10 protein-coding genes are annotated in these 11,880 nt (G+C 58.4%); 4 read left to right on the top strand and 6 right to left on the bottom strand.

The features are described 5' to 3' along the window. Positions 1–51: 51 nt before the first annotated feature. Positions 52–1,152, bottom strand: a complete 1,101-nt coding sequence (hppD, locus tag KUV39_RS15780; protein WP_008560374.1) for a 4-hydroxyphenylpyruvate dioxygenase — start codon at positions 1,150–1,152, stop codon at positions 52–54. A gap of 144 nt (positions 1,153–1,296) precedes the next feature. On the opposite strand from hppD, the gene KUV39_RS15775 reads away from it, so the two are divergent. The 3 genes from KUV39_RS15775 (at position 1,297) to KUV39_RS15765 (ending at position 5,089) form a co-directional block, all read left to right on the top strand. Next, positions 1,297–1,752, top strand: a complete 456-nt coding sequence (locus tag KUV39_RS15775; RefSeq protein WP_046211257.1) for an Lrp/AsnC family transcriptional regulator — start codon at positions 1,297–1,299, stop codon at positions 1,750–1,752. A 61-nt stretch (positions 1,753–1,813) separates the two neighbouring features. Continuing rightward, positions 1,814–3,034 (top strand): PAS domain-containing protein, encoded by a 1,221-nt coding sequence (locus KUV39_RS15770; protein WP_209035654.1) that lies wholly within the window; start codon positions 1,814–1,816, stop codon positions 3,032–3,034. Between the two features lie 165 nt (positions 3,035–3,199). Continuing rightward, positions 3,200–5,089, top strand: coding sequence for a monovalent cation:proton antiporter-2 (CPA2) family protein (locus tag KUV39_RS15765; RefSeq protein WP_222460266.1), 1,890 nt, complete (start codon positions 3,200–3,202; stop codon positions 5,087–5,089). 80 nt (positions 5,090–5,169) lie between these two features. Here KUV39_RS15765 and cobT read toward each other — a convergent pair whose 3' ends face one another. Next, the gene (gene cobT, locus KUV39_RS15760; protein ID WP_008562906.1) at positions 5,170–6,186 is read right to left on the bottom strand and encodes a nicotinate-nucleotide--dimethylbenzimidazole phosphoribosyltransferase; all 1,017 of its coding nucleotides are present in this window, start codon (positions 6,184–6,186) and stop codon (positions 5,170–5,172) included. A gap of 100 nt (positions 6,187–6,286) precedes the next feature. Here cobT and cobS point away from each other — a divergent pair, with 100 nt between their 5' ends. Then, the gene (cobS, locus tag KUV39_RS15755; RefSeq protein ID WP_222460265.1) at positions 6,287–7,045 is read left to right on the top strand and encodes an adenosylcobinamide-GDP ribazoletransferase; all 759 of its coding nucleotides are present in this window, start codon (positions 6,287–6,289) and stop codon (positions 7,043–7,045) included. Positions 7,046–7,119: 74 nt separating this feature from the next. On the opposite strand, the gene KUV39_RS15750 is transcribed toward cobS, so the two are convergent. The 4 genes from KUV39_RS15750 to KUV39_RS15735 all read right to left on the bottom strand — a co-directional run bounded on the left by KUV39_RS15750 (position 7,120) and on the right by KUV39_RS15735 (position 11,843). Then, positions 7,120–7,629, bottom strand: a complete 510-nt coding sequence (locus tag KUV39_RS15750; RefSeq protein ID WP_008561409.1) for a CarD family transcriptional regulator — start codon at positions 7,627–7,629, stop codon at positions 7,120–7,122. A gap of 419 nt (positions 7,630–8,048) precedes the next feature. Continuing rightward, positions 8,049–8,387: a ferredoxin FdxA gene (gene fdxA, locus KUV39_RS15745; protein ID WP_008559821.1), complete on the bottom strand. Its 339-nt coding sequence runs from the start codon at positions 8,385–8,387 to the stop codon at positions 8,049–8,051. Between the two features lie 63 nt (positions 8,388–8,450). Beyond that, the gene (locus KUV39_RS15740; protein WP_222460264.1) at positions 8,451–8,825 is read right to left on the bottom strand and encodes an RNA-binding S4 domain-containing protein; all 375 of its coding nucleotides are present in this window, start codon (positions 8,823–8,825) and stop codon (positions 8,451–8,453) included. Between the two features lie 6 nt (positions 8,826–8,831). Further along, positions 8,832–11,843 (bottom strand): helicase-related protein, encoded by a 3,012-nt coding sequence (locus KUV39_RS15735; protein WP_222460263.1) that lies wholly within the window; start codon positions 11,841–11,843, stop codon positions 8,832–8,834. Positions 11,844–11,880: the final 37 nt, after the last annotated feature.

Here is an 11,880-nt window from a genome sequence, read left to right as displayed (position 1 = left end):
AAAAAAACCGGGCCAAGTGGCCCGGTTTTTTGTTTTGTCCGCTTGGTGGCATTACTCAGCCGCCTGGATCTCTCCGTTTGCGATCTGCTCACGCTCGATGGATTCGAACAGGGCTTTGAAGTTTCCTTCGCCAAAGCCGTCGTCACCTTTGCGCTGGATGAACTCAAAAAAGATCGGCCCGATCACGGTTTTAGAGAAGATCTGCAGCAGGATCTTGGTTTCTCCGCCATCCACAACGCCCTCGCCATCAATCAAAATCCCATGCTTCTGCATGCGCTCCAGGGGTTCTTCGTGGCCGACAACGCGCTCGTGGCTCATCTCGTAGTACGCGGCCGGAGGCGCCGGCATGAACTTGATGCCGCGATCAGAAATCTCGTCGGTGGAGTCATAAATATCTTCGGTGCCAACCGCGATATGTTGAATGCCCTCGCCCTTGTACTTCTTGAGGTAGGACACGATCTGCCCGGTCTCACCACGATCTTCGTTGATCGGGATCCGGATGCGACCACAGGGCGATGTCAGCGCGCGGCTGAGCAGACCTGTGAACTTGCCCTCGATGTCGAAGAAGCGGATTTCCTTGAAGTTGAACAGCTCGCCATAGAACTTGAACCACTTGTCCATGTTGCCTTTGTAGACATTGTGGGTGAGGTGATCGAGATAGTAAAAGCCCACACCGCGCGGCTTGGACTGCTTCAACCACTCGAACTCCTCGTTATAGGGCGAGGTATCGTAATACTGGTCGATGAAGTAGATAAGCGAGCCGCCGATCCCCTTGATGGCGGGCACATCCATCGTCTTGTCATCGCCATCATAGGCTTCGGCACCTTTCGCAATCGCATGCTCGTAAGCCTTTTGCGCATCGACAACCCGCCAGCCCATCGACGGGGCACAGGGGCCGTGTTCGGCAACGAACTTCTCGGCAAAGCTGCCCGCCTCAGCGTTCAGAATATAGGTGATATCGCCCTGCTGCCACAGTTCGATCCCAGGTTTTGCCTTGTGGCGTGCAACCATCTCATAACCCATGCGAGTGAAGAGATCGCGCAGCTCCTGCGGCTCCGGATGGGCAAATTCCACGAATTCGAACCCATCGGTTCCGGCCGGATTTTCAGCGCTGATCACGGACTTTGGTGCGTTATGCGGGAAAGGACCCATCTGGCTTCCTCCAATTGGATGACTGTTTAGCTGCATCCAAAATACCGCATATCCGATGCTTGTTTTGCGCATACTACAGTGCATAATGATGAAACCCCGCGCAGTTCACGCGCATTGGGCGTAATTTTGGGGAAAATCACGCATATGCTGGATGCAACGGATCAAAAGCTGCTCTCTGCCCTGCAAAAGGACGCGCATCTCACCGCGCAACAGCTGGGGGACTTGCTCAACCTTTCCCCCAGCCAAGCAGGACGACGCAGACAACGGCTTGAGACTGAAGGCTATATCAAAGGCTATGCCGCACGACTGGACCCAAACAAGTTGGGGTTGAGCGTGCAAGGATTCGTCCAGGTTCACCTTGGTAGCCACGGACCTGAACAATCAGAACAATTTTCACGACTTGTCCGCACCCGACCCGAGATCACTTCCGCCTGGACGATGACTGGCGAAGCTGACTATCTACTGCGGGTTTTCTGCAGCGATTTGGGGGAGTTAAACCGCCTCCTCCACGAGGTTCTCCTCCCCCATCCGACCGTCGCGCGGGTTCAGAGCCAGATTGTCATGGATCAATTAAAAAGCGACGCGCCGCTTCCGACTTAAGAGTCCGTGAAGGAACATCCTGTAGTTTCAGAGGGCACTGACTTTGAAATAGGATAAAACCGTGTCCTTTGTAGATCGCCGAATTGAAAGCCGTCCTTCCCGGGGGGAGGCACCGTTTGCGCTGAATGAAGTATTCTTTTCGCGGACAGACAGCCGCGGCGTGATCGTGACCGGGAACTATGTGTTCCGCCGGGTTGCCCATTACGAATGGGACGAACTGCTTGGCGCGCCACATAAAATTATAAGGCACCAGGATATGCCGAAAGGTGTATTTCAGGTGTTCTGGGACACCATCAAAAGCGGCAAAACCATCGGCGCCTACGTCAAGAACAAGTCCAAGGACGGTCTGTATTATTGGGTATATGCGGTCGTTGTCCCTTGCGGTGATGGCTACCTGTCGGCCCGCATCAAACCGACAAGCGCCGTTTTTGACACGGTACGCAAGGTCTACGCCGACCTTCTATCCGCCGAGCAGAATGAAGATCTCTCTCCCGAAGAGAGCGCCGAGCGGCTCACCCAGATGATCCAGGATCTGGGATTTGACGACTACACGCAGTTTTCAACCCACGCGTTGAGCGAGGAACTCCTGTCGCGCGACATCGGTCTGAAAAATGAACCCGACCGGAAAATTGCAGGCCTGCGCAAGATGCAGGAAAACGCAAAAACCCTTGTCAAAGAAACCGAAGGTCTGATCCGCGACTTTGACGCCATGCACACCATCCCGCACAACTTGCGTGTGATTGCGTCGCGCATTGAACCGGCAGGTGGCCCTGTCACGGTTCTCTCCCAGAACTACGGCTCCATGTCACGGGCAATGTCCGACTGGTTTGAGGCCCATGTGATGGGCAAGGACAGCAACTTTGCCGTTATCGAAGCCGCGGTAAACACCTCTCTCTTTGTTGACTGCATGGCGCGCATTCTCAAGGAATGCGATATCCAGCTTCAAAAGGAACGCCGTGGCCTTGGCGAGATCGACATGGAATCAGAGCGCCAGGTGCTCGCTGATCTGGTCAAGCAGCAGCTCGACGGTGCGCGCAAAGGCCTGGACCAAGTGGACCGTGAAGCGATGCGCATCACAAATGCCTGTCAGGTCATGCACCGTCATTTCCTCGGCCTCAGCTCCACCCGCGTCTTGTGCAAGATCGAGAGCGCCCGTTTGCCGGAATCTGGGGATACACTGGCCGATATCATCGACCAGCTTGGTGTCTTCCAGGAACGTATCTCACATCGCCTGGAAAAGATCGCCAAGCTGAGCACTGAAATCCGGGCTCTGGAACACTAGAACAGCTGCGCCGCCATCCGCCGGATCAAACCTGTGGTCGGGCGGCGCAACTTTTTCGGGCACATAACAAATGCAGGGCTCGCCATCTCGCAAGACCTGTAACCACTGCCAGTTTAAGATGTTAAAAGTTGCCATCCCGCAATCTGCTTGCGATATCATGGCACCATGGATGCTTTTCTCTATCAGGCGACAATTTACCTCGCCGCCGCTGTAATCGCCGTCCCCATTGCCGCGCGCTTGGGGCTGGGTTCTGTTCTTGGGTATCTGGCCGCCGGCATCATCATTGGCCCGGTTCTGGGGCTGGTCGGAAGCGAAACAGAAGACCTTCGCCACTTCGCCGAATTCGGCGTGGTGATGATGCTTTTCCTGATCGGCCTGGAGCTGGAACCACGCGCGCTATGGGCCATGCGGCACAAGCTCATCGGGCTTGGCGGACTTCAAATCCTTCTCAGTACAATTGCCCTGATGGGCGCCGCGATGCTGGCAGGTGAGACCTGGCAGGTCGGTCTGGCCATCGGTCTGGCCCTCTCCCTGTCTTCGACAGCGATCGTGCTCCAAACCCTATCTGAAAAGGGACTGATGCGAACAGGAGGCGGGCGGGCGACCTTTTCGGTGTTGCTGACCCAGGATATCGCGGTGATCCCGATACTTGCGCTTTTGCCCCTTCTGGCCGTCAAAAATGCGGCGCAGTTCAATGGCGACGGGTCAATCACCCGCGCTGCCGAAGACGGTCATGGCGCCCATGGCCACGCCACCCTGTCACTGGTCGAGGGCCTGCCGGGGTGGGGAGTTACGTTGGTGACCATCGCGGCTGTCGGCGCGATCATTCTGGCCGGTGTTTACCTGACCCGCCCCGTCTTCCGCTTCATTCACGCCTCAAATCTGCGGGAAATGTACACTGCGCTGGCCCTGATGATCGTTGTCGGGATTTCCTTTCTGATGACGCTGGTTGGTCTCTCCCCCGCACTGGGGGCGTTCCTGGCCGGTGTTGTGCTTGCCAACAGCGAATTCCGGCACGAGCTGGAAAGCGACCTCAATCCCTTCAAGGGGCTCCTGCTTGGCCTGTTCTTCATCACCGTCGGCGCTGGCATCAACTACCGGCTCTTTCTTGCAGAACCCGGTGATCTGATCGGTCTTGCCCTTCTTGTGATCGTGGCGAAGGGGGTCGTGCTTTACTTTGTTGGGAAATCCTTTGGCCTCAAGAAACGCGATCACTGGCTGTTCACGTTGGGGCTCGCCCAGGCCGGTGAATTCGGATTTGTCCTGCTGGCCTTCTCCCGCCAGCTGAATGTCGTCCCGCCTGCCCTGTCGGAAAAACTGCTGCTGATCATCGCCCTGTCGATGCTGATCACGCCGCTTCTGTTCATCCTCTATGATCTCCTGTCGAAATACAGCAAAGACACCCCGAAGGAGCATGAGGCAGACGAGATCGACGAGGAAGGCCCCGTTATCATCGCAGGCATTGGTCGCTTTGGGCAGATCGTCAACCGGCTGGTGCGCGCAAGCGGGTTCAATACGGTTGTTCTGGACAGCAACATGGAATCCGTCCAGCTGATGCGCCGCTTCGGCGTGAAGAGTTTCCTGGGCGATCCCACCCGCCCCGAACTGCTAAAGGCGGCGGGCATCTCCAAGGCCCGCGTTCTGGTTGTCGCCCTTGATGACAAAGAGGCCGCGCTGAGGCTGGTGGCGCACGCCCGCCGTGGCCATCCAGACCTTCATATCGTCGCGCGTGCCTATGACCGCAATCATGTCTATGCGCTCTATCAGGCTGGGGCCAATGATATCGTCCGCGAGGTCTTTGATGCCTCCCTGCGTGCCGGACGCTATGTGCTGGAGAACATCGGGCTCAGCGAATACGAGGCGGCAGAAGCGGAACAGACTTTCTATGCCCACGACCGTCAGGCTGTGCGCGAGCTGGCAGGCGTCTGGAAACCGGGTGTGCCGACAGCTGACAATCCCGAATACATTGCCAAGGCTCGCAATCTTGAAAAAGACCTCGAAACTGCGGTCCTTGAAATGATCGAGGCGCGCACCGCGAAGGACAAATCGGCGTAAAGGCAGTACTCAAAAACCACAAAAAAGGGCAGCCCGAAGCTGCCCTTTTTGGTTGGATCATACGTATTCAGATCAGCAGATCAGCCGTCTGCAACACCTGCTTCGGCAAATGTCGCCATGCCGCTGTGGCACGCAATTGCACCACGAACGATCTGGATTGCCAGAGCCGCGCCAGAGCCTTCGCCCAGACGTAGGTCAAGGGACAGGAACGGCGGTTTGCCCAGTTCTTTCAGAAGGGCCGCATGTGCACCTTCAGCGCTTTGGTGTCCCGCGACAGCATGATCAAGCGCATCAGGGTGGGTTTTCATCAGGCAGGCCGCGGCAGCACAGCAGATGAAGCCATCCAGAATAACAGGAATGCGCAGCATCCGCGCCGCAACCATCGCGCCAGCCATCGCCGCGATCTCACGCCCGCCCAAACGGCGCAGCGCCTCGATCCCATCCGTGATATGGTCGTCGTGAAGGGCCACCCCCTCGGCAACAACCCGCGTTTTGATTGCCAGGCCCGCATCGTCCACGCCGGTTCCACGGCCAGTCCAATCGGCTGCCTCTCCACCAAACAGCGCGCAGGCCAGTGCCGCCGCCGGAGTGGTATTGCCGATGCCCATCTCGCCAACGACCAGCAGATCGGCTTGCGGGTCAACCGCGTTCCATCCGGTCTGCAGCGCGGCCAGGAGCTCCTCCTCAGACATGGCTGCGTCTTTGGTGAAATCCTTGGTCGGGCGATCCAGATCCAGGCTGTGCACATCCAAACGCGCGCCCGCCAGCTTGGACAGCTGGTTGATCGCAGCGCCACCGTTCTGGAAGTTCCCAACCATCTGCGCCGTCACCTCACCCGGAAAGGCCGAAACCCCCTGGGCCACAACGCCATGGTTGCCAGCAAAGATGATAACCTGCGGCGCGCTGATCGTCGGACGGGGATTGCCACGCCAGCTGCTGTACCAGATCGCCAGATCTTCAAGGCGGCCCAAAGAACCCGGTGGTTTGGTCAGCTGACCGTTGCGTTCGGCGGCAGCAGTTTCAGCCTGCGCGTCAACGCCAGGTGTCTCGGCCAACTGGGCCCGAAATTGATCAAGTGAAAAGAGCGGTGACAGCATTGCAAAGCCTCATTGCATCGAAGGGGTCGTCGCAGGTAAAGCGGTTTAACCGTATGTACCCGGAACCCCTCATACCGCAAGTCCTGCCAGAGCCCTGCTTATGCGAAAAAACGACATCCTGATTACAGATATCCTGCTCTCACTGGTTTTGTTGACCCGGCTTCCCCTGCCGCACTTGAACAAAACCGACTTTGCCAGACAATCCAAGGCTGTATGGGCCTTCCCTATTGCCGGTTTTGCGGTTGCGCTGGCGGCTTGTCTCGCAGTGTCAGTGACCGTCGGGGCGGGGCTGAGCCCCGCGATTTCAGCGGGAATTGCCATCGGTGTGCAGATCCTCCTGACTGGCGCGATGCATGAGGACGGGCTTGCCGATACAGCTGATGGGTTCTGGGGCGGATTTGAGCGGGCGCGCAGACTTGAGATCATGAAGGACAGCCAGATCGGCACCTACGGCGTTCTTGCGCTTATCCTTGGCATTGGACTGCGCTGGACCGCGCTAAGCACGCTGATTGCTGGCCCGGGCATCTGGGTGCTTGTCCCCCTGGCCATGTTGAGCCGATCAATGATGCCAGTTGTGATGACTGCGCTGCCCAATGCGCGCGGACATGGCCTGTCGCAATCTGTCGGTCGCCCACAAAAGGCGCCCGCTGTGATCGGCGTCCTGAGCGCCCTGTTCGTCGGACTGTTTGTTGCAGGCTGGGCGACGTGGCTGGTGCTGCTGGTCATGGCTGTTGCGACCGGGGGCATTGTCGCCTTCGCCAAGCGCAAGATCGGCGGGCAAACTGGTGATGTACTGGGTGCGACGCAACAGATCAGCGAGATTGCAGGGCTGCTTGCCCTGGTTGCCATATGCTCCTGACGCAAGACACATCTCGCGCATGAGAAAGGGTCGCACCGTCTGGCGCGACCCTTTTTTGTTGGCTGATACGGAAATCAGGCAGCGCGGGAGGTCAGAACCTCATCCACCTGCTTGGCTGCCGAGATCTCGTCACCACCGGACACGGCTGCCACCTCGCGGGTCAGACGCTCCAACGCGGCTTCATACAGCTGACGCTCAGAGTAGCTTTGCTCACGCTGGTCATCCGTGCGGTGCAAATCGCGCACCACCTCAGCAATCGAGATCAGATCACCAGAGTTGATCTTCTGCTCATATTCCTGCGCACGACGGGACCACATGGCGCGCTTGACCTTGGCTTTCCCCTTGAGGGTCGTCATGGCTTTGGCGATCACGTCAGGCGAGCTGAGCGAACGCATCCCGATTTCGGTTGCCTTGTGTGTCGGCACCCGCAGGGTCATCTTGTCCTTTTCGAAGGTGATTACGAAAAGCTCCAGCTTGAAACCGGCCACTTCCTGTTCTTCGATCGAAATGATCTGGCCAACACCGTGGGCCGGATACACAACATAGTCGTCAGGCCGAAACTCTGGCTTCTTCGATTTGGTCATACAGGTCTTTCCTCGCTATGTGTCGGCTCTCCTGCCGACAAGGCCACAACAGCTCTCACGGCGCGTAGATCACGCGATCCGCGTCGTTCGAGATGTCGCAGAAAAGCCGCCAACAAGACCGTGCAGCACAGCGCGCACAGCCGAGGCGGGCATCCGTTGATTGCTCAATTATGAAATTACCATATCATATTTTTCGCCCTGAAAAAAGGCAGTGCCCCGCCAACACCAGCCACGCAGACCCGAAACCAAGGAGCAAATTCCTGTTTTTAGGGCAGATCGGGCAGGTTTCTGCCCAATTGCGCGATATCTGAGCGACCGACAGCACCGCAAACGACTCGGCTGATCACAGCGATCAGCCGCCGAACACGGTGCCGGAATGGCAAAGACCACCCGATTGGGTGGTCCGGAACATTTTCTGATTATCCGCCTTCGCCAGGTGCCTCGGAGAAGTATTTCTCCAGTTTACCCTCTTCGCCATCACGCTCTTCTGCGTCGGGAAGCGGGTCTTTCTTGGACACGATGACAGGCCACATCTCGGAATATTTGCGGTTGAATTCAACCCACTTGTCCATATCCGGCTCTGTGTCGGGACGGATCGCATCTGCCGGGCATTCTGGCTCACAGACGCCACAGTCGATGCATTCATCCGGATGGATGACCAGCGTGTTCTCACCCTCGTAGAAACAATCCACCGGGCAGACTTCGACACAGTCTGTGTATTTGCAGGCGATGCAGTTGTCCGTAACGACGTAGGTCATGGTGGGCGAGTCCCGTAGCTGTTTCGCGAATAGCTAATTCACAAGTCGCCCGGCTTCAAGGTGTCAAAACGCTGTATCTTTGCGACTAAGATCAAGCGCCCTGCGCTCTTTCTTGTCTGGGCGACCTTTTCCCTCGTATCGCGGATTTCGCGGCACAGGATCCTGCTTTTCAGTCAAATCGAAGTACAGCCCCTGGGCCTCTGGGGCGGGCCCACGACGTGTTCCCAAGGCCTCAACGCGCACGGTACGGATGATGTTGCTCTGCGGAAAGGTCAGAACATCACCGATGGTGACGTTCTGAGCCGGTTTTGAGATCTTCGCGCCATTTAGGCGCAAATGGCCGCCGCTGACCAATTTCGAGGACAGGCTCCGGGTCTTGAAGAACCGGGCCTGCCACAGCCATTTGTCGATCCTGATCTTTTCAGACGGCGGCGTCATGAGCGATCAGTCGCCTTGCTTCAGCCCCATGAGAGCCGCTGCAAAGGGGTTGTCCGGATCGATCTGCTTTTCCTTCTTCGGCGGACGGGCCGAATAGGTCTTGCTTCCCTGATCCTGACGCGGACCGCCCTTCTTGCCAGGCTTGCCACCGCGCGGTTTTCCACCTTTGCCACGAGGGCCGTCACCGCCACGCTTCGCGCCACCGCGGCCTTCGCCGTCGCCTGCCTGCTGGCCACGACGACCTGCGCCACGCTGGCCACCTTTGGCATTGCGAGCACGGCCCCAGGTGAAGGTGTAGAAGACTTCCATCTCCTGCTCTTCGACCTTGGCGTCTGCCGCGTCACCCACAGGGGTTTCGATTTCCGCAGTTTCCGGGATCGGATCTGAGGCGGCAGCATCGGCAAGTGTTTCCGCAACCGGAGCAGCGCCGGCATCCACGATGTTGGCGACCCCTGCCGGAACATCGGCCGGGGTCACATCTGCAACAGCGTTATCTTCCGTGACTGCTGCAGTATCGGTTTCATCAGGAGCCGCTGCGGGTGTGTTTTCCGCCTGCTGCGCCGCGTCCATGACCGGAACATCTGCAGCAGGGGTACCCGTTTCAGTGACAACAGCATCAACGGGCTTGGCTTTGACCCGCTCACCTTTGTCAGCGTTATAACCCAGCCCCTGCATCAGATCTGCGAACTGCTCCAGCGTCATGCCAGTGATCGACAGCATGTCGGGCTTCGCTTCGAAACCGCCACGGCTGTCTTCATTGCGCAGCATGTCTGCGAGACGCTCCAGCATGTCGATACGGATCATCCGTTCGCCAGCATTGCGATACCCGCACATGGTATCATAGCCCTCGGGCGCATCGGCGTTCACGGGAACTGTCACCAGACCAGCGGGCGGCGAGTCGGGGAACTCGCTCAGGCCCTGCGACAGCGCCCAAAGCACCAGACGCAGACGCGTTGGCGCGGGCTTGAGCAGAAGCGGCATGAAGATCGTGAACTGGCCAAAGCGGATGCCATGCTTGCGCAGCGCACCACGGGCGTCCTGATCCAGATCCTTGACTTCCTGCGCGACGGCAGCGCGCGGCAGGATGCCCAGTGCCTCGACCATGCGGAAGGCGAAACCACGGGCAAGCCCGGTCAGTTCTTCATCGCGCTGCAGGTTCAAAAGCGGCTCAAACAGCGCATTGATCTTGCGGGAAATAAAATGCTGAAGGCGGCGTTCGACCTTTTGGGCAACGTCAGGGCCTGCGGCCTCGTCCACGAAGACTTCGATCTGCGGGTTCAGCGGGTCTGCGCCGGCGACCAATTTGCCGACCGCATGTTCACCCCACATCAGGCCACCCTGATCGGTAAAGTCGATTTCGGTATCGGGAGCGTTGTAGAAACGATCGGCGCGCAGATGGAATTGCGGTGCGAGCGCTTGCATGGACGCGGACTTCAGCGCCTTGGCTTCGGCGCCTTGGGCGCCTTTGTCCGGCGAGAACCGGAACCCTTCGAGACGACCAACGAATTCACCTTCGACGGTCACTTCACCCTTGTCATTTACTTCGGCCAAAAGGGCCTCCTTCTGTTTGAGCCGGCGCAAAAGCACGGATGTGCGCCGGTCCACAAATCGCTGAGTCAGACGTTCGTGCAAGGCGTCCGACAACCTGTCTTCTACAGCGCGGGTTTCGCCACGCCAATGACTTTCATCACGAACCCACCCGTTGCGTTGCGCAACATAAGTCCAAGTTCGAATAAAGGCCAAACGTTTCGACAATGCGTCAATGTCACCATCAACGCGGTCAATCCGCTTGATCTGGCGGGCCAGCCAATCGTCAGGAACAACCCCAGACCCATGCAGATATTGGAATAGAACACCCAAAAGACCAGAGTGTTCCGATTGGGAAATGCCGCGAAAGTCCGGAACACGGCAAACATCCCACAGCAAGCGGACCGACTGCGCGTTGGTTGTGCGTGCCAGAATCTCGTCCTGCTGAGAAAGGGATTTGAGAGCGATCAAATCATCCGCCTCACGGGCGCGCACCAGCGTTTCGTCCTGCGGCGGTGATTCGAGCGAACGGATCAGCGCCTCTACGGTGCCAAACTGGAGCGCCGAGTTGCGCCAGTTGAGTTTTTTGAGCGGGGTGAACCGATGCTCCATGATGGCTTGGGCCACGCCATCATCAAGCGGCGGGGCGTCACCCGTTACCCCGAAACTGCCATGGCTCATGCCACGACCGGCCCGTCCGGCAATCTGCGCCAGTTCATTGGGGGCGAGCTGACGCATCCGGCGGCCATCGAACTTGCTCAGCGAAGAGAACGCGACATGATCGATATCCAGGTTCAGCCCCATTCCGATGGCATCTGTCGCCACCAGATAATCGACCTCACCATTCTGGTACATGGCGACCTGCGCGTTGCGCGTTCTGGGGCTCAGCGCCCCCATCACGACCGCAGCCCCACCTTTCTGGCGGCGGATCAGCTCCGCAATGGCGTAGACATTGTCGATAGAGAAACCAACGATCGCGGTGCGCGGCGGCATTCGGCTGATTTTCTTGGATCCCGAGTAGACCAGATCCGACATCCGTTCGCGGCGCATGAACTGCACGCCAGGCACAAGCGCAGAGATCGGCCCGCGCATGGTATCAGCGCCAAGGAACAACGTCTCACGGGTGCCACGCGCCCGCAGCAGGCGATCCGTGAACACATGGCCACGCTCTGGGTCGGCGCAGAGTTGAATTTCATCGATTGCCAGAAAATCGCAGCCCATACCCTCAGGCATCGCTTCGACGGTACAGATCCAGTACTGCGCGCGGGGCGGGACGATCCGCTCCTCGCCGGTGACCAGCGCCACAACCGAGGGCCCCCGCGCGGCGACAACCTTGTCATAGACCTCCCTCGCCAGGAGCCGCAGGGGAAAGCCCATAATCCCGGTGCGATAGCCCAACATGCGCTCGATCGCGTAGTGGGTTTTGCCGGTGTTGGTTGGCCCCAGCACCGCAACAATGCGGCGGTCACCGGAAATCTGCGCGCCTGTCATGTCTTATCCTCACACCCGGGCCGAACCGCTGTCCGGC

Source organism: Phaeobacter italicus, assembly GCF_019801785.1.
GTDB classification, from domain to species: domain Bacteria; phylum Pseudomonadota; class Alphaproteobacteria; order Rhodobacterales; family Rhodobacteraceae; genus Phaeobacter; species Phaeobacter italicus.
The sequence above is the reverse complement of the archived record's forward strand: the minus strand, read 5'-3'. Positions and strand labels throughout refer to the sequence as shown.